The organism is Desulfatitalea tepidiphila (assembly GCF_001293685.1).
Classification (GTDB): Bacteria; Desulfobacterota; Desulfobacteria; order Desulfobacterales; family Desulfosarcinaceae; genus Desulfatitalea; species Desulfatitalea tepidiphila.
Map to the genome: position 1 here is coordinate 305,724 of NZ_BCAG01000001.1, position 17,102 is coordinate 322,825.

Below are 17,102 nucleotides of genomic sequence, written 5' to 3' on the forward strand. Positions count from 1 at the left end.
GACGGATCGATCACAGGTTTCCAGGAGTAGGATACAGGCATGGTGAATATCACGCGATTTTTCAAAAACGAAGATAATGAACAGAGCGGGCAGCTGCTGCCCCTGCTGCCGTTGCGCGATATCGTTATCTTTCCGCAGATGGTCGCGCCCCTGTTCGTGGGGCGACCCAAATCCGTGGCAGCACTTTCCAATGCGATGAACACGGCGGATAAGTATATTTTTCTGTCCACCCAGCGCAGCGCCAACGTCGACAACCCCAGCGAAAAAGATATCAGCCGCATCGGTGTCATCGGCACCGTGCTGCAGTTGCTCAGACTGCCCGACGGCACGGTCAAGGCCCTGGTCGAAGGCAAACAGCGGGCGCGGGTGAGGCGATTCATCAAGGCCGAGGAATTTTTTCAGGTGGAACTCGAGCCCATCGTCGATGTGGTTCCCGCATCGGGAGAGGCCGAAACCGAGGCCCTGGCGCGCAAGGTCAAGGAGGGGTTCGAGGCCTATGCCAAGCTGAACAAAAACATCTCCAAGGACCTGGTGGCCAAAGTGGCCGGCATCGATGACTATATCAAGCTGGCCGATGTCGTGGCGTCTCATTTTTCTTTCAAAATTGAGGACAAACAACGGATTCTGGAAGCGGTTCCCGTCAACCAGAGGCTCGATCTGCTCGTGGAGTTGATCAACCTGGAGATCGAAGTCTTTCGCATGGACCAGCGCATCAAGGGTCGTATCAAGGAGCAGATGGAAAAGACCCAGAAAAATTACTATCTTAACGAACAGATGCGCGCCATTCGCAAGGAGATGGGGACCGAGGACGAGGCCGCCGATGAGCTTCAGGAGCTGGAAAAACGCATCAAGCGCAAGCGCATGCCCAGGGAGGCGGCCAACAAGACTCGCCAGGAGTTCAAAAAGCTCAAGTTGATGACCCCCATGTCGGCCGAGGCCACTGTGGTGCGCAACTACATCGAGTGGATCATCAGCCTGCCCTGGTTCGAACGCAGCCGAACGCACATCGACATCACCGAGGCCGAGCGGATCCTCAATGAAGATCATTACGGCCTGGAAAAGCCCAAGGAGCGCATTCTCGAGTATCTGGCCGTGCAGGCCCTGGTGAAAAAGATTCGGGGCCCCATTCTCTGCCTGGTAGGTCCGCCGGGCGTGGGCAAAACCTCTTTGGCCCGCTCCGTGGCCCGCGCCACAGGCCGGCGGTTCGTCCGCCTCTCGTTGGGCGGGGTCCGCGACGAGGCCGAGATCCGCGGCCACCGGCGCACCTACATCGGTGCCATGCCCGGAAAGATCATCCAGTCTCTCAAGAAGGCCGGCGCCAACAACCCGGTTTTCTGCCTGGACGAAGTGGACAAGATGAGCATGGATTTCCGCGGGGACCCCAGCGCGGCCCTGCTCGAGGTGCTCGATCCGGAGCAGAACTACGCTTTCAACGACCATTACATGGACCTGGATTACGATCTGTCCGAAATATTGTTCATCACCACGGCCAATACCCTGCCCGACATTCCGTTGCCGTTGCAGGATCGCATGGAGATTATCCGGCTGCCCGGTTACACCGAACACGAAAAATACAACATCGCCAAAGAGTTCCTGGTCCCCAAGCAGATCAAGCTCAATGGCTTGACAGCCGAGCAGGTTACCTTTTCGGAAGACGCGATCTACACGATCATCAATCGCTATACCCGCGAGGCCGGTGTGCGCAACCTGGAGCGTGAAATCGCCTCCATCTGCCGCAAGGTGGCCCGCCACGTGGTCAAGACCCAGACCGATAAGCCCATACGCGTCAATGCAGCGGCCGTGCTCAAGTACCTCGGGCCACCGAAATTCAAAAAGACAGAGATCGAAGAAGAGGACCAGGTCGGCATGGCCACCGGCATGGCCTGGACCCAGGTGGGCGGCGAACTGCTCTTCGTCGAAACGCTGGTCATGCCGGGCCGCGGCCAGGTCATGGTCACCGGCAAGCTGGGCGATGTGATGAAAGAGTCGGCCCAGGCCGCCATTAGCTTCGTGCGTTCCCGTGCCGATCTGCTCAACATCGACAACAAATTCTATCGCAAGTACGATCTGCATATTCATATCCCCGAAGGCGCCATTCCCAAGGATGGCCCGTCGGCCGGCATCGCCATGTGCACCTCGGTGATTTCCGCCCTGACCCGTCGGCCCACCCGCCGCGAAGTGGCCATGACCGGCGAGATCACCCTGCGCGGTCGCGTGCTGCCCATCGGCGGGCTCAAGGAGAAGATCATCGCGGCCCACCGGGGGGGGATCAAAAAGATCATCATCCCCAAGGAGAACGAGAAAGATCTCAAAGATATTCCGGACACCATCGCCAAACAGCTGGAAATCGTCACTGTCGAGCACATGGACGAAGTATTGCCCCACGCGCTGGTGCTGGGCGAGGGAGAAAGCCTGTTTGCCAATCAGGACGCCCATTTCGACTTGAGCGGCGTGGATAATCCTCCGGACAAACACGCCCCCATCAATTAGCGCAACTGACCGGGTTCGTCCGCGGTTTTCAGCCGTAGACGAACCCGGTCGATTCCATCGATTTCCCTTCCATTGAAACTGCAATTGCCGCAGCGATTCTAACTGAGTGTGATTCACCCTGAAGGGCCTGCAGCATAGAAGTCGTTTAATAAAAATTATCGCATGGCAACGGTTGTGGCAGGCCCGGGTGGGGCAGGTGGCCAGGGCCACGTGAGCCAGCGGTCTTAGGGCCAGTTAAATGCAGACGGCGGACAAGCGGCCCAGACTGTTTGAGCGCAGCGAGTTTCCGGGCCGCCCGCCGTGCATGTTACTGGCTCTTGACCGCTTGGCGTGTGGCATCGGCCACCTGTCCCACCCGGGCCGGATTTAATGAATGGCATTCGGATAGAACTGCTGCAATTACCGCCGACCGGTTGACACGGCCCCCGTTTCAGGTTAGGAGGGGTCCGGCTGACAGGTGCGGGACGCCCCACAAAGGGACGCCCGTTAAAAGGAAAGATGGTGAGAGTCCATCGCATACCAGCCGTTGCTGTGATCGGGAACGAAAGCCGCAGCATGCCACTGTCGACACCGTGTCGATGGGAAGGCGCGGCCGGTAGGCGCAAGAGACACCGCCCGTGAGCCAGAAAGCCTGCCTGTCGATTGCCGGGGCAACCCACTGCCCACCCTGACGGATACCCGCTGGAAGCTGTCCGTATCGTTTTGGCCCGGCCGAACGCGCCAAGGGAAGCGATACGCAGGTGCCTGCGGGTTTTTTACGCCCACCTTTTCGTCAGGTCCCTCTGTCGTCGATTTTTCTTCCGGATCGTTCGGCCCTTTTCCTCGGTTCATTCATGCAGGAGCAAGCGGTCGATGCAACAGGACAAAGCCTTTGGACAGCTCATCACCCGGCTTATCCAGAAAGGGGACATGACCCGTGAAGAATCCCGGGACGCCTTTACCCGCCTTATGAAAAACGACACTACGCCCATGCAACAGGGCGCCTTTCTGGCCGCCTTGCGCGCCAAGGGAGAGACCGCCCAGGAGGTGGCCGGCGCCTGGGAGGCGATCTACGAGCTGGATACCACCAAGGTGCGTTGCGGGACGGTGAGTGATGCTGACACCCCCCTGATGGAGAACTGCGGCACCGGCATGGACGCCTTCAAAACCTTCAACATCAGCACAGCTGCGGCCATCGTTGCCGCCGCCGCCGGTGTGCCCATGGCGCGCCACGGGTCTCGGGCCATCACTTCGGTGTGCGGCACGGTCGACCTGGCCGAGGCCATGGGTGTGGATGTCGAATGCGAGGCCGACCTCGTGGCCCGCAGCATCGCCCAGGCCAACATCGGCTTGTTCAACGGCATGAGCGCCCGGATCCATGCCCAGGCCCTGGGACGCATCCTTTCCCAGATCCATTTCGGTTCCCCGCTGAACATCGCCGCATCCTTGGCCAACCCGGCCCGGCCGCGTCATGCCGTGCGCGGCGTATATGCCCGCGACGTGATGATACCGGTGGCATCGGCCATGCGGGCGATCGGCTACCGAAGGGCGCTGGTGTGCTGCGGAGAGATCGCCGACACCGGGCGCTGTATCGACGAGGCCTCGGTATGCGGCATCACCTGGTGCGCCGAACTCGATGAAGCGGGGTGCATCCATGAGTATGCATTGTCGCCATCCGCCCTGGGCCTGGATGCCATCGACCCGGCCGATCTGGTGCCCGCGGCCGATCTGCCCACCGAAGCCCGGCGATTCGTGGCCCTGATTCGCGGGAAGAAGAACGGTCTCGCGGGCCGAAGGCAGGCCGTGCTGCTCAACACGGCCCTGATCCTCAAGGTGGCGGGCAAGGCTGCCACCGTCGCCGCGGGGATGGAAAGGGCCCTCGCGGCCATGGACCGCGGAGACGCCTACCGGACCCTGGAAGCCTGGGTGGCGTGTCAGAACAGGGATCCAAAGCGGGGATTGGAACGGCTGCGAAGCCTGACGGCGCCGTAAAACGCCCAATATCTGCGTTGCGCTCATCCCGTGGTCCTTGCGGCGTACGACAAGTACGCCTCAGGACACTGAATTTCGCGCGCCTTGATCTCGAGCGTTTTACGGCGCCGTCCGATATCGGCTTTTTAATACTCCGTCAAACCGGGTCAGCTGAACACAGGAAAGGTGAAGGCAGGTTCGCCGAAGGGGCAGGAAAGGAGAAACGGCATGAAACTGGTATTGACCGCTCCCGGCCTCCTGGAGACACGGGCATCGGGAAGGCCGGCGGCCCAGGATGGCATGACGCGGCTGACCGTCGAATACTGCGGCATTTGCCGCACCGATGCCAAGATGTGGCGCACCGGGCATAGGGACTTGGTGTTGCCCCGGGTGCCGGGGCACGAGGTCGCGGCCCGGGACGACAACGGCCGCCTGTTCACGGTGTGGCCGGGCCACGCTTGCGGACGATGCCGGCATTGTCTTGGGGGTCGCGAGAATCTTTGCGACGGTATGCAAATCATGGGCTTTCACTTCGACGGCGGTTTCAGCCGCCACCTGCTGGCGCCCACCGCCAGCCTGATTCCGGTTCCCGCCGATTTGCCAGCCCACCTGGCCTGCTTCGCGGAACCAGCGGGATGCGCCCTCAATGCCTTGGAAAAACTCGGCCTTGGAGCCGGCGAACGCCTCGTCATTTTCGGCGGCGGAACCCTGGGGTTGATCGCCGCCCTGGCGGCCCGGACCATGGGCGCACAGCCCCTGGTGATTGAAAAGAATCCGGACAAGATCGCCAAATCCGAGGCGTTTCGGCAGATATCGCAGGTCATGGCGCGCAGCGCCGCTCCCCAGGACGATGAGTTCGATGCGATGCTCAATGCCTGCCCCGATCCCGAGGCGTTCGTCCAGGGACTCGTCCGGCTGGCCAGGGGCGGACGCTGCGCCTTTTTCAGCGGTCTGACCGGGGGCGGGCGGCTTCCGGCCGATGGGATCAACCTGATCCATTACAAGGAGGCCGCGGTTTTCGGCGCCTATGGCCTCACCCGCCGTCACATGGCGGCGGCCCTGGCGCTCATCGGCCGTTATCCCCGCGCCTTCGAGCTGCTCGTCGAAGCGATCGTGCCGCCCCAGGATGTGGAACGGCGGTTCTGCGATCTCCTCGACGGCCGGAGCTTCAAAACCATACTGGATTTGCGATGAGGGATTCTAACTGAATGCCATTCACCAAATCCGGCCCGGGTGGGACAGGTGGCCGATGCCACACGCCAAGCGGTCAAGTGCCGGTAAAATGCACGGCGGGCGGCCCAGAAACTCGCTGCGCTCAAACAGTCTGGGCCGCTTGTCCACCGTTTGCATTCAACCGGCACTAGCGACCGCTGGCTGACGTGGCCCTGGCCACCTGCCCCACCCGGGCCTGCCTCAACCGTTGCCATGCGAATTTTTTATCAAACGCCTTCTGTAATGCATGCCCTTCAAGGTGAATCACATTCAGTTAGAATTGCTGATTTGCGATCGATCGACGGCTGAGGCTAAATGCGGTTTTTGATGGCGAACCGGACCAGGTCGGCGGTGCTTTTCAGCCCGAAGTTCTCCATGATGGTGTATTTGTGGAATTCAACGGTGCGGGTGGAGATTTTCAGGATCGTGGCCACCTCCTTGACGGTGCGCCCCTCGGCGATCAGTTGGAGCACCTCGCGCTGGCGATGGGTCAGGGCCACGCGTTCGCCCTCGGTTCCCCGTGGTTTGCCCTTCTGGTACTGCAACAATTGACCGGCCAGGATGGGTGTGATGTAAGTGCGGCCCTTGAGCGCACTGTTGATGGCGCTGATCAGTTCGGTGGGGGCGGCGTGTTTGAGGACATAGCCGGAAGCGCCCGCCTCGAAGGCGCTGGCCGCATAGGTCACATCGAGATGCATGGTCAGAAAAACGACGGCAATCTTCTTGTTTGTCTTTTTCAGCTGGCGCACCGCCTCGATGCCGTTGAGCAGGGGCATGGAGACGTCCACCACCACGACGTCGGGATGCAGCCGTTCCACTGCGTCGAGCATGGCCCGTCCATCCTCCACGATACCCACCAGCTCGAAATCCGGTTCGAGCAGTCCGCGCAGTCCTTCGGCCACCATCCGGTGGTCGTCGGCCAATAAAATCCTGGGACGTTTCATGATGCGCTCCCTTCAATGGGGACGGCCACGGCCACCGAGGTGCCCTTGCCCGGTTCGGAACGGATGGTGAATTCCCCCTTGGCGAATTGCACCCGCTCGCGCATGCTGGCCAGGCCGATGCCAGGGGTGTGGCGGACGCTTTTGGGCGCAAAACCGACGCCGTCGTCGGTCACCTCGAGGCACAAGGCGGCGCCGCACCGCCTCAGCGAGACCTCGACGTTATGGGCACGGGCATGCTTGGCGATGTTTCTCAGGCTCTCCTGCACGATGCGATAGACGCACAATGCCGCTTCTTTGGGCACGGTTTCCGGTATGGCCTCCGGGTGGAATTCGATGTTCAGATTCTCCCGGTCGGAGACGGTCATGCAGAGCGATCGGACGGCTCTTTCAAGGCCGAGATCTTTGAGAATAGCCGGGTGCAGTTCGCGGGAGATCGAATGGACATCCTCGGACAGACAGATGAGCTCGTCTTTGATGTGTTCGATCTTTTGCGACACCTGCGGCGCCAGCTTTCCGGACTGCTTTTCGAGAGTTCCGGCGGCAATGGATACGGCGGCCAACCGTTGGGCGATGTCATCATGAAACTCGCGTGAGAGGCGCCGCAACTCCTCTTCCTGGGAGGAGATCAATCGGCCGGCCAGCACTTCCAGGTCCTGTTGACTGTCTCGCAGCGCCATTTGAGCCTTTTTACGTTGGCGCAGATTGACCATGAGGGCGACGATCAGGACGGACTGCAGCGCCACCAGAAGAAAGGTGCCCAGAAAGTAGTATTTGTACAAATCCCACAAGGTCGGCTCGCGGTACAGCAGGTTCGCCTCGGCCGGCAGGTTCCGATGATCGATCTGCCAGCGTTGGAGCTGCCGCCAATCAAAAGCGGTTACACACGTATCCCTGCCTTCGTCGAAAGGGATATCTGTAGGGTCTGCACCGTTGAGTATCCGGCTGCCCAGCTCGGCGGCTCTCTGGCCTTGTCGCATGAGGCTGATCAGGCGACCGCCGACAATGCCCGCGCCCATATAGGATTCGTAAGGTCCGAAAACAGGGATATCCGCATTGTCGGCCACCAATCTCAGCACATCCCGGGGAACGAAACTGCGGCCTGCAGCGTCAACAAAAAAGGTCGAAAAGAAAATCACCGCATCGGTGGGCAGTCGTCTCAGCCGTTCGACGAGGTGTTCGACGGCAAGACCCGTCAAATCGATCAATTCGAGCTGTTTACCCCGCAAAGAGAGTACTTTTCGCAACTGCGCGACCCTGATGCGGTCATTGTCATAATCGCCGGCAATCAACACCGCATGCCGGCTCGCCGGTCTGAGCGTCAGCGCCGTTGCCACAAGTTCTTCCGCGATGTTCGGTTCAAATACCACCACTGCTCTGGATTTCAGCGCGTCGGCGGTGAAACGGTCGGATTGAGATCGGGGAATGGAGCACATGACGATGGGCGTCTGCGCAAATACTTGATCTGCAAATTGCAGCAGGAATTCCGCGGCCGGCAGATCCACGCTGATGATCAGGTCGATGCCGTCCTGGGCGTATCGTTGGCGCAACAGATCCACCTGTGCCGTTCGTTGCCCCTCGTCCCGAAATCGGGACAGGTCCAGATACTCCGAAAAGAGCTGGATGTTGAAGCGGGTGCGGCTGACGAAGACTTCCCGGATGCCCTTTTCGGCCTGCCGTGTGGCCGGAAAGTCGAGCGGGCCGGAGTAAAGCACCAGCACGTGACGGGTCTGCCCGTATTCGGCATAGACCACCGGCCCAAACCAGAAGGGTGACCCCAGCACAAGCCAAGTCCACACCACGGCAGAACACCATACGGCTCGACGGCACCAGGGGCGGTGGCGTTTGATGTGTTTCATGGCCTGGCATCCTTCAATTCCGTTGGTGACGGTGGGGTCCGGATTCCGGGAGTCAGCAGACATTCCCCTGGGATCGAATATAGCGCTCGGCGGATAGGGCTGCAATGGTGCCGTCGGAGACCGCCGTGGTGATCTGGCGAAAGGGTTTGTCGTTGATGTCGCCCGCGCTGTACACGCCCGGTATTCCGGTGCCCATGTCCTGCCCCGGTCGGATGTAGCCCTGCTCCGTCAGCTCGAGCTGATCCTTGAACAGCTCGTTGTTGGGGTGCTGCCCGAGAAAGACAAAAACCCCATCCACCTCGACGGTGCTGGTGTCGCCGCTCTCCGTATGTTTCAGTACGGCGCCCTTGAGCACGTCGTTCTCCACGATCAGGTCCGCCACTTTCGTGGAAGTGTGGCCGACCGCCTTGCCGCAGCTGAAGAGGCGCTCCTGGGTGGCCTGGGCTGCAAAATAGCGGGGCATCTCCTCGACCAGGGTAATATGTTCGATACCGATGGATAGCATATACAGGCTTTCATCGAAAGCGCTGTTGCCTCCGCCGACCACCAGTACCCGCTTGCCCACATAGGCCATTCCGTCGCAGATGGCACACCAGTGAACCTGCTCCGATGGCGTGGGCGTGGCCAGCGGGATGGGCTTGCGTCCGGTGGCCAGGATGATGGCTCTGCCCGCGTAGGTGCCCTCATCCGTGACCACGCGCTTGAAGGGTCCGCCAAGCTCCAGGCGATCGATATCGCAGACCTCTTCCACTTCCACCTCGAGGCTGTCCACATGAGCACGGAATTTTTCCATCAGATCCATGCCGTGAATGCTGGGGTAGGAGGGGAAATTCTCCACCGTGTAGGTGGCGTTCACCAATCCCCCGGTGATGTTGCTTTCCAAAATGATGGTTTTCAGCTTGGCCCGGGCCGCATAGATGGCCGCCGTCATGCCCGCCGGCCCGCCGCCGAGGATCACCAGATCATAGATGCGCTCTTCATTCATATCTGACTCCTGCCATGATCGACACATCGGACCGTGCCGCGGCGCGCTTCCATGGCAACGCCGCCGGCCGGGATGCATCACACATTTTTATAAAAGGCCAACATCTCCTTGGGGTTCATGAGCCCGGCCTTCTTGCCCACCACTTTGCCGCCTTTGATGACGATGGTCGTCGGTGCGCGTTCGGCGCCGAGGGCATCGGCCGACCCCTTGTTCTCTTCGATATCGATGGAGAGCAGGGTGACGCCGGGTTGCAGCGCGCTGAATTTTTCCATCACCTTCATCATGTTCTTGCAATGGGGACAGAGTTTTTTGATGAAAATACACACACCCGCCGCCGTGTCGGCCATGCGGTTTTCGTAGGTCGCATCGGTGAGTTGTTCAAACATGGGAATCTCCTTTTTCATGGTGTGGCTTGCGGAGCGAGGATCGGCCTCGCCCCGCAAGATCGGTGGTTACATGGTGCGCAGCTCGCCAATATAGAGTTTCAACTGTTCGAGCAGTTTTTCTCCCACATCAGGCTTTTGGTCGAGCAGGTTGCGCAGCTGAAACGGATCGTTGCGTCGGTCGTAGAGTTCGTCGCCTTCGGGGCACTCCTGCTTGGCGCCGGCCGTGCACGACCACATCTCTTCGTTTTCCATGGTGACTTTGCCGGGGTTGTCCTGGCTGGTGTAATCGCGCTGGCTGGCGTTCTTGAGGATCCAGTGGATGTAGCTGTAATCTTCTGTGATGATCGACCAGGACATTCCGAAATAGCCGGCGATGGCAAAGTCGCGAATCTTGTCCGTCTCGCCGCGTACCAGGGGCATCAGGCTCTTGCCCTGCATGTCGATGCATCCGTAGACCGGAAAGCCGTGGCCACCGTCCAGCGTGTTGATTTCCTGGTACAGGCCGAGGGCATCCAGGATGGTGACGCCCACATCGACATTCTGCACGAAACTCTTGATGCGCTGGCCACCGGCCATGCCGGGCACATGCATCATAAGGGGCACGTGGACCAGCTCTTCGTAAGGCCAGGGACGGCATTTGCGCATGATGCCATGGCCATGTTCGCCTTCGCCCATGGGCTGGCCGTGATCCGAGGTGATGACGATCAGCGTTTCGTCCCACAACCCCTGGTCCCGAATGGAGTCGAGCAGTTTGCCGATCTGTTTGTCCACCAGCTCGATGTTTTCCGTATACAGGGCGCGGATGTGCTCGCACTCGGCATCGGTCATTCGGCCCTCCACGGGGGTCCAGGGCGCCAGCAGGATGGGGTTGCCCTTCCACTCCGCATCATACGGACACGGCTCTTTTCGCCATACCGACGGTGGATCCCAGGGCTCGTGGGGATCGAAGGAGTCGACCCAGAGCATGAAGGGGCGCGTCTTGATGCGGACATCGCGCAGCCAGCGGTCCGACTCCCGGGCCACCACGCTCACGTAGTTGTCCTCCTCGGAACGCCACTCCTGGCGGAACTTGAGAAAGCATTCGATTTCGTCCAGCAGGGCCTGGCTGGCGTCGTCGATCAATTCGCCGTTCTCGTTGTAGACCATGGTGGGGGAGGTATAATCGATGGGCCGCATACCGGGATCGAGGGTTCGCTCCGCATAGGTGGTGTGATCCAATTCATGGCCGGGGCAGAATTTCACATAATCGAAACCGCGGGAATAGCCGTACTTTGGAAGCCGCATGGGCGGGGTGTCATAGACCAGGGCGGTCTGTACCTGGCGTCCCCACAGGATGTCGGTGATGGTGGTGTCGTCGTGGGAGAGGGCTTGCCATCCGGAAAAGGGGAGGGTAAAGCGGCCCGTCATGATGGCGCGTCGTACCGGTACGGTGGGCAGGCCTTCGCTGTACGCGTTTTCGAAGAGGATGCCGTTGCGCGCGAAGCGGTCGAAATTGGGGGTTTTGACCGTCTTGTTGCCGTAGCAGCCCAGGTAGTTGAACTGCAATGTGTCCAGCATGATGAAGACGACGTTTTTGATCTTGTTTTCTGTCATGTGATGCCTCCTAAGCTTTTTGAATCGTACGTTTTAATCCTGAATCTATAAAATGCCGATGAATCGCCAGTAGGGGACTTGGATGGCGATGATGCCGACGCCGGTGAAAAACATGCGCAGGGCCAGTCCCTTCATGATGTGTCGCGCGGTGATGTAGCCGGTGGTGAAGGCATACATGTAAAGCGCATATTCATAGGGGAAGATGTACTGGTCGAGTCCGTTGAGAAAGGCGAACAACATGGGTTTTGGGTTGATGCCCAGCGCCTGGGCGATTTCGATCATGGGGGCCGTGAGCGACGAGACGGCCGCCAGGGGGGTCAGGATGAAATTGACCGCCGCCGAGGTGCAGTAGGCCGCCAGGACACTCAGGCTGGGCGGCAATTTCTGCATCACGGGCAACACCAGCGATGCCATCCATTTGTCCGCGCCGATGAATTGGGCCACCGCGCCGATGCCCAGGCAGGCCACGATGAAGATGATGAAGCCCACATTCAGGTGGCGGAAGTTTTCCGGTTTGGAAATGTTCAGCACAGGCAGGTAACAGGTCAAACCGACCATGGCATACACGAAGGTGCCGGGCATGCCATGAAATTTCTGGGTCAGCAGGCCGGTGATCGCCACGATCAAAACCGCCAGTAATCTCCACTCGGTGGCGGTCATCGGCCCCATCTCCGCGAGACGCTTGTGAATCACCTCCTTGAGGTGATCTTCTTGGGGCAGGTGTTCCTTGCCGGGAATCACATAGACACACAGGACGACCGACATGGCGCAGTAGAGCAGGTTGAAGGGCAGGTTGGCCAGTGCAAATTCACCCCAGGACACGGGACCGATCACCGGCGTGGCGATGGAGGCCGTGATCAGCGCCATCTCCGTGCCCGTGAGAAAGCCGTATCCGGGTGACGTGGCCGAAAAAAAGCCGGCCATGATGATCGCTGACGAGATGCGGGAGGTGGGTTTCAAATCCAGGGCCAGCACCAGGCCGTGGGCGATCGCCACGAAGATGATCACCCGGCACATGATATCCGGTAATAGGAAGGCCATGAAGATGCCCGTGGCCATCAGGGCGATGATCGTATTTCGATAGGTGGCGCCGACCAACAGCATCAGCCGCAACGCCATTCTTCGGGTCAACCCCGTGTGTTCCAATGCATCCCCCAACACCAGGGCGGCCAAACAAAGCCACGGCAAAAAGGAGCTCCAGGGGGCATAGACCACCTTGGCCGGCGCCACTTCGCCCAGCACATAGAAGAAGGTGAGGGCCGCGGCCACGGGAATGGCGGGCAGGATTTCCAGGGCCCAAACCGTCACCGCCCAAGCCGTGAACGCGAAAAACAGCGGCATCTTGGGGTGAACCGTTGGATCCACCGCAAAATAAATCGCGACGGGAATCGCCAGGCTGATCAGCCATTTGATGCGGGTCATCGTCAGCATGTTTGCTCCTCGGTCAAAAGTATTGGTTTCTGAAAGTCTTCTTAAAACGGTTCCGGTCGATAAAAAGGGGTTCGGGCGGCGCTCATCGATGCGATCTTCTCTTCCCTCGCGAAATTTTGTCCGGGCCATTGTTTAGAAGGCATTCAACCAGAAGGGGAAATTGAAAACAACTCGGAGAACTACTAGGTTTTGGAGGTTTTTTTTCTAGGGCGGCCACCCCTGTTCATCGATGAGGGTTTTTGTGGAGCCTACCAATAAACTACTAATAATGTTATTTATCGCTATTGATTTCGCCTTGGCCGACGATTAGAATTCGTTATTCTTCAGACCATGAGCGGTTTGGTGATAACAATTTAAGGGAATCCGGGACGCAACGGCAACCTGAGCCGCACCATGCCGTGTCGATCCAGGGGGAGGTCGTTATGATGCTGGTCTATGGAGCCGCGGGAGTGGCCCTTTCGGTCCTGCTCTTCGGGGTCGTGTTGATCATGTGTCGGAACCCCAGGCCATCGGCCTGGACTAGCGATTTTCTTGTCGGCAATATTTACACGCCTGCCATCGTGGCCATGATGGCTGTCAGCGTGGCGTTCTTCATCAAGTTTCTCATTTCACTAGGCACCGAACCGTTCAGCATGACGCAACTCGCCGTCGCGATCGGGATTGTCGCGGTTGGGGTCGTTGGTCTGAAGATGCTTCGGATCAAAAAGCGATTGAGCGAATACGAGGCAGTGCAGACCTCCGCCGGCGTCATCGAGCCGGTCGCCTTTGCCAAAACGCGAAATGTTACAGACGAGCCACCCCACACGACCACCACCGGTCGAAAAGCGGCTTGACGTGGTCTTGTCCCTCTGGTTGACTTTTTCGAAATCCTCACAAGGCGCGTCACAACCCTTTAAGCTCTGCCAATAGAAGGGGGATCGGCCGCTGATTGGCGATCCCCCGGCGCCATGCACCCGACTGTCCTCACGCCCGCGAGCCTCGCCTCGCACCGGTCAGGCCGCCTATTCCTGGTCCCGAAGGGCCAACCCATCCCATATAGATCGACATCGCGATCGCTCGAATGCCTCGGGGCTATCGTGTGCCCATCTCTTGTGTGTCGAGGTTTGCTTTTGATTCTGTGGCCAATAATGATAAAGAAAAGTGTTGAATGACCTATTCAAGCCCACTTTGAGCCAATGATCAACATAAGGAGGAACCCCATGCTGAAAATCGGAGAAAAAGGCGCCATTCCCCAAAAAGGCAGAACCACCTATGCCATTGCCCCCCATATCCCCTGCGGTGTGGTGACGCCGGAGTTGCTGCGGAAGCTGGCCGACATCGCGGAAAAATATCAGGTCCAGGCGATGAAAATCACCGGCGCCACCCGTATCGCCCTGGTCGGATTGAAAGAAGAAGACATCGACAGTGTCTGGAACGATCTGGGAATGGACAAGGGCGCGGCGGTGGGCCTTTGCGTCCGAAGCATCCGGGCATGTCCCGGCACCACCTTCTGTACCATGGGCAAACAGGATGCCCTCGGCATGGGCATGAAGCTGGATGCCCTCTATCATGGGGCTCAATTGCCGGGGAAGTTCAAGATGGCAGTGTCGGGCTGCAAGATCAATTGCGCCGAGTCTTCGGTTCGCGATTTCGGACTGATCGGCGAACCCGATGGCTGGAAGGTCGTGGTAGGCGGCAACGTGGGCGTCACCCCCAGACTGGCCGACGAGGTCGCAAAGGGCCTCACCGACGAACAGGCCCTGGAATTCGCCCAAAAAGTGATCGCTTATTATGCGGAGACGGCCACCAAGGGTGAACGTCTCGGCAAGATGATCGAACGGGTCGGTCTCGATGCTTTGAAGTCCGCTGTGCAATAATCGACGTGGCATCCCGCAACTATTGAATACGTCATCCCGTTCTCGATCGGGTTTCATCACCTGTTGAAGATTCGGAATGCCGGCGCCGGACGGCATGACGCTTCGGCAGCGTCCTGGTGGCCCCCGGAGATCACACGGACTCACCTGGCGGCAGGCGGGTTTCCCATGATGGCATTCCCCAGGTGAGCCTCGTTTGCGATCAAGCGCGTCATCCCCCGGCGAGCTTGGTTTTGAATCCCTGCGTTTCCAGTTCCCTCTTGATGGCCTCCCGGTGATCCCCTTGAATCATGATGATGCCATTTTTGGCCGAACCGCCGGTGCCGCAGAGGGTTTTGAGGCGGGCGGCCAATTGCCTCACCACATCCTCGTTTTCATCAAATCCCGAGATGGTGGTGACCGTCTTGCCGCCCCGCCCCTTGGTTTCCCGTTTGATGCGGAGGATGCCATCGACCCTTGAATCGACCGATGAATTAACATGCTTGCTCCTGCAACCGCACTTTTTCAAAGGACGGCCGCAATTCGGACACATGCGGCCGGTTTCGGTGGAATAGACCAGATGGGAATTGTCATTTTTCATCAATACGATGCCTTAAAAAAGAAGATGACGACGAAATCTCACGCCAATCGCCCGAGAAACTCCCGGATGGCCGAGTTTACATCGTTCGGACGCTCGATGGGAGACAGATGGCCGGCCTGGGGTATGCTCACGATGCTCGAGTTGGGAATGCCCTGGTGGAGGAATTGGGCATATTTGGGCGGCGTCAGCTGATCATCTTGGGCGGAAAGAATCAGGATCGTTTCGGAAATCTCTTTCAGACGGCTCATCACGTCGAAGGCGTTGCAGGCCGCAAAATCTTTGTAGACCACCTCGGGACGGCACTTTTTCGACTCTTGGATGTACCCCCTAAGCAGATTGCGATCCGTTTTTGGAGAGGCCGCCACTTGCGGGCTCGATTCGACATAGGTCTGGTAATCGGTTTTGATCATATCGAAGATTTGCGGCATGACCCTCAGCCGTGACCCCGTATTGATCAATATGCCCGCATGATAGCGCCCTTTTCCGTCGAGCAGCAGTTGAAGCGCCACCGCCCCGCCCAGGCTCAAGCCGCAGGGAATCGGCATGGGCGCCTGAAGACTCGCGATCAGTTTTTCCACCACCCGCGCATAGTCGTCGACGCTGTCCATGCCTGCGCCGGGGCTCTCTCCGTGTCCGGGAAGATCCACGGCGACCGTGTTGGCGCAGTCATTCAGGCTCTCGAGCTGATTTTTCCAGAATAACCGGTTGTTGCCCGAACCATGAATGAAGAAGATCGTCGGTCGATCCGCCTGGAGCGGCCATCGGCCGGCATCAAAAGAGATATTATCGATTATCGAATGGGTCATTGAAGGTCCTTTCTTCTTCCACGTCTTCAATTAAAATCGACTGGACGCGCTCAAAGCGCTATTTGTCCCTGCCGGATCATCCGGACGAACGGCAGGTCCGCCGGCGCGAAATGGTATTGGTCGATATCATCGGCTCCCACCCAAACCGCCTCGGCATGATCGTTCAGCTTGAAATCACCTCCCACGATCCTTGCCCTGAAGGCCATCAACTCGATGGTGCCAAACTCATAGTCGTACACGCTGGTCCCCATATATTCACCGACCACCACATCGATCTCGAACTCTTCCCAAAGCTCCCGCTTCAGGCACTGCTCCGGCGTTTCGCCGCTTTCGACCTTGCCCCCCGGAAACTCCCACAGGCCGGCCAGCCTGGCCGTCGTTTTTCTTCTGGCGGCAAAGATTTTTCCTGCGTCGGTGATGAGGGCGGCGGTGACTTTGGTCATGGCGAAGCTCAGCCGATCAACGTTGTGCCGCATGCGATGCGGCGGAGTGGGTTTGAATTTTCTCTGATGGGGCGATTCTTTCTGTTGCGGTGATCGAAAACGTGGCGTCTTTTGCCCGACATGTCCCTGGCTTGCGCATGAAGTTGATCCGATGGTTGCTGTTTTCGGGCAGGATACCATAAGCTGAGGGATTGTCAAGAATTGCGGGCAGATATTCGATCGGATAAGCCAGACAGGCAGGATGAGCTCCTCTCAGTTCAGAAATTCTCAATACATTAAAGAATATGCTGCCTATGTTGGGGATATTTTTGGGGACGATAGATTCAGGTAAGAAAAAAGGGCTTATGATTCTAATCATAAGCCCTTGATATTATGGCGGGAGCGACGAGACTCGAACTCGCGACCTCCGGCGTGACAGGCCGGCGTTCTAACCAAACTGAACTACACCCCCGAAACTCATCGATAAGAACATGTTTTAGAGCTTTCCAGCTCGTTTGGTAGGCGGAACAGGGCTTGAACCTGTGACCCCCGGCTTGTAAGGCCGGTGCTCTACCAACTGAGCTATCCGCCCGT

15 protein-coding genes, 2 tRNA genes and 1 riboswitch are annotated in these 17,102 nt (G+C 58.7%); of the genes, 5 read left to right on the forward strand and 12 right to left on the reverse strand.

From position 1 onward, the window contains the following. Nucleotides 1–39 precede the first annotated feature (39 nt). The 3 genes from lon to DFT_RS01420 all read left to right on the forward strand — a co-directional run bounded on the left by lon (nt 40) and on the right by DFT_RS01420 (nt 5,634). Nucleotides 40–2,490: an endopeptidase La gene (gene lon, locus DFT_RS01410; RefSeq protein ID WP_054029450.1), complete on the forward strand. Its 2,451-nt coding sequence runs from the start codon at nt 40–42 to the stop codon at nt 2,488–2,490. Between the two features lie 438 nt (nt 2,491–2,928). Further along, nucleotides 2,929–3,143, forward strand: a riboswitch (cobalamin riboswitch). 199 nt (nt 3,144–3,342) lie between these two features. Next, on the forward strand, nt 3,343–4,461 hold the full coding sequence (trpD, locus tag DFT_RS01415) for an anthranilate phosphoribosyltransferase (RefSeq protein ID WP_054029451.1): 1,119 nt from the start codon (nt 3,343–3,345) through the stop codon (nt 4,459–4,461). Nucleotides 4,462–4,668: 207 nt separating this feature from the next. Continuing rightward, nucleotides 4,669–5,634 (forward strand): alcohol dehydrogenase catalytic domain-containing protein, encoded by a 966-nt coding sequence (locus DFT_RS01420; RefSeq protein ID WP_054029452.1) that lies wholly within the window; start codon nt 4,669–4,671, stop codon nt 5,632–5,634. A gap of 329 nt (nt 5,635–5,963) precedes the next feature. Here the strand turns inward: DFT_RS01420 and DFT_RS01425 are convergent, their stop codons facing one another. The 6 genes from DFT_RS01425 to DFT_RS01450 form a co-directional block, all read right to left on the reverse strand. Continuing rightward, on the reverse strand, nt 5,964–6,596 hold the full coding sequence (locus DFT_RS01425; protein WP_054029453.1) for a response regulator: 633 nt from the start codon (nt 6,594–6,596) through the stop codon (nt 5,964–5,966). Then, nucleotides 6,593–8,452, reverse strand: a complete 1,860-nt coding sequence (locus DFT_RS01430; protein WP_054029454.1) for a sensor histidine kinase — start codon at nt 8,450–8,452, stop codon at nt 6,593–6,595. Before DFT_RS01430 ends, DFT_RS01425 begins: the two co-directional genes overlap by 4 nt. A 52-nt stretch (nt 8,453–8,504) precedes the next feature. After that, nucleotides 8,505–9,437 carry an NAD(P)/FAD-dependent oxidoreductase gene (locus DFT_RS01435; protein WP_054029455.1) on the reverse strand — a complete coding sequence of 311 codons (933 nt, stop codon included), beginning with the start codon at nt 9,435–9,437 and terminating at the stop codon, nt 8,505–8,507. Between the two features lie 77 nt (nt 9,438–9,514). Beyond that, complete coding sequence (locus tag DFT_RS01440) at nt 9,515–9,823, reverse strand: thioredoxin family protein (RefSeq protein ID WP_054029456.1); 309 nt, start codon at nt 9,821–9,823, stop codon at nt 9,515–9,517. 66 nt (nt 9,824–9,889) lie between these two features. Further along, nucleotides 9,890–11,416 (reverse strand): sulfatase family protein, encoded by a 1,527-nt coding sequence (locus DFT_RS01445; RefSeq protein ID WP_054029457.1) that lies wholly within the window; start codon nt 11,414–11,416, stop codon nt 9,890–9,892. A gap of 45 nt (nt 11,417–11,461) precedes the next feature. Next, entirely contained in the window at nt 11,462–12,847 is a 1,386-nt protein-coding gene (locus DFT_RS01450) for an SLC13 family permease (protein ID WP_054029458.1), read from the reverse strand. A 422-nt stretch (nt 12,848–13,269) separates the two neighbouring features. On the opposite strand from DFT_RS01450, the gene DFT_RS01455 reads away from it, so the two are divergent. Beyond that, nucleotides 13,270–13,680, forward strand: coding sequence for a hypothetical protein (locus tag DFT_RS01455; protein ID WP_054029459.1), 411 nt, complete (start codon nt 13,270–13,272; stop codon nt 13,678–13,680). Nucleotides 13,681–14,046: 366 nt separating this feature from the next. Next, complete coding sequence (locus DFT_RS01460; RefSeq protein WP_054029460.1) at nt 14,047–14,703, forward strand: ferredoxin-like domain-containing protein; 657 nt, start codon at nt 14,047–14,049, stop codon at nt 14,701–14,703. 208 nt (nt 14,704–14,911) lie between these two features. Here the strand turns inward: DFT_RS01460 and DFT_RS01465 are convergent, their stop codons facing one another. The 6 genes from DFT_RS01465 to DFT_RS01485 form a co-directional block, all read right to left on the reverse strand. Further along, nucleotides 14,912–15,280, reverse strand: coding sequence for a translation initiation factor Sui1 (locus tag DFT_RS01465; protein WP_054029461.1), 369 nt, complete (start codon nt 15,278–15,280; stop codon nt 14,912–14,914). Between the two features lie 38 nt (nt 15,281–15,318). After that, nucleotides 15,319–16,086, reverse strand: coding sequence for an alpha/beta fold hydrolase (locus DFT_RS01470; RefSeq protein WP_054029462.1), 768 nt, complete (start codon nt 16,084–16,086; stop codon nt 15,319–15,321). Nucleotides 16,087–16,136: 50 nt separating this feature from the next. Next, nucleotides 16,137–16,529 carry a (deoxy)nucleoside triphosphate pyrophosphohydrolase gene (locus DFT_RS01475; RefSeq protein ID WP_054029463.1) on the reverse strand — a complete coding sequence of 131 codons (393 nt, stop codon included), beginning with the start codon at nt 16,527–16,529 and terminating at the stop codon, nt 16,137–16,139. A gap of 16 nt (nt 16,530–16,545) precedes the next feature. After that, a complete protein-coding gene (locus DFT_RS26660; protein WP_152971823.1) occupies nt 16,546–16,887 on the reverse strand; it encodes a hypothetical protein in 342 nt (113 codons plus the stop codon). 15 nt (nt 16,888–16,902) lie between these two features. Beyond that, nucleotides 16,903–16,980 (reverse strand) — tRNA-Asp (locus DFT_RS01480). Nucleotides 16,981–17,024: 44 nt separating this feature from the next. Further along, nucleotides 17,025–17,100: transfer RNA gene (locus DFT_RS01485), tRNA-Val, on the reverse strand. Nucleotides 17,101–17,102 lie beyond the last annotated feature (2 nt).

Excerpts from the sequence above, each read along its gene's own strand:
- DFT_RS01455 (WP_054029459.1), top strand. The coding sequence starts at position 13,270 with ATGATGCTGGTCTATGGAGCCGCGGGAGTGGCCCTTTCGGTCCTGCTC.
- DFT_RS01450 (WP_054029458.1), bottom strand. The coding sequence starts at position 12,847 with ATGCTGACGATGACCCGCATCAAATGGCTGATCAGCCTGGCGATTCCC.
- DFT_RS01430 (WP_054029454.1), bottom strand. The coding sequence starts at position 8,452 with ATGAAACACATCAAACGCCACCGCCCCTGGTGCCGTCGAGCCGTATGG.
- DFT_RS01445 (WP_054029457.1), bottom strand. The coding sequence starts at position 11,416 with ATGACAGAAAACAAGATCAAAAACGTCGTCTTCATCATGCTGGACACA.
- DFT_RS01460 (WP_054029460.1), top strand. The coding sequence starts at position 14,047 with ATGCTGAAAATCGGAGAAAAAGGCGCCATTCCCCAAAAAGGCAGAACC.
- lon (WP_054029450.1), top strand. The coding sequence starts at position 40 with ATGGTGAATATCACGCGATTTTTCAAAAACGAAGATAATGAACAGAGC.
- DFT_RS01465 (WP_054029461.1), bottom strand. The coding sequence starts at position 15,280 with ATGAAAAATGACAATTCCCATCTGGTCTATTCCACCGAAACCGGCCGC.
- trpD (WP_054029451.1), top strand. The coding sequence starts at position 3,343 with ATGCAACAGGACAAAGCCTTTGGACAGCTCATCACCCGGCTTATCCAG.
- DFT_RS01435 (WP_054029455.1), bottom strand. The coding sequence starts at position 9,437 with ATGAATGAAGAGCGCATCTATGATCTGGTGATCCTCGGCGGCGGGCCG.
- DFT_RS01470 (WP_054029462.1), bottom strand. The coding sequence starts at position 16,086 with ATGACCCATTCGATAATCGATAATATCTCTTTTGATGCCGGCCGATGG.
- DFT_RS01425 (WP_054029453.1), bottom strand. The coding sequence starts at position 6,596 with ATGAAACGTCCCAGGATTTTATTGGCCGACGACCACCGGATGGTGGCC.
- DFT_RS01420 (WP_054029452.1), top strand. The coding sequence starts at position 4,669 with ATGAAACTGGTATTGACCGCTCCCGGCCTCCTGGAGACACGGGCATCG.
- DFT_RS01475 (WP_054029463.1), bottom strand. The coding sequence starts at position 16,529 with ATGACCAAAGTCACCGCCGCCCTCATCACCGACGCAGGAAAAATCTTT.
- DFT_RS26660 (WP_152971823.1), bottom strand. The coding sequence starts at position 16,887 with ATGATTAGAATCATAAGCCCTTTTTTCTTACCTGAATCTATCGTCCCC.
- DFT_RS01440 (WP_054029456.1), bottom strand. The coding sequence starts at position 9,823 with ATGTTTGAACAACTCACCGATGCGACCTACGAAAACCGCATGGCCGAC.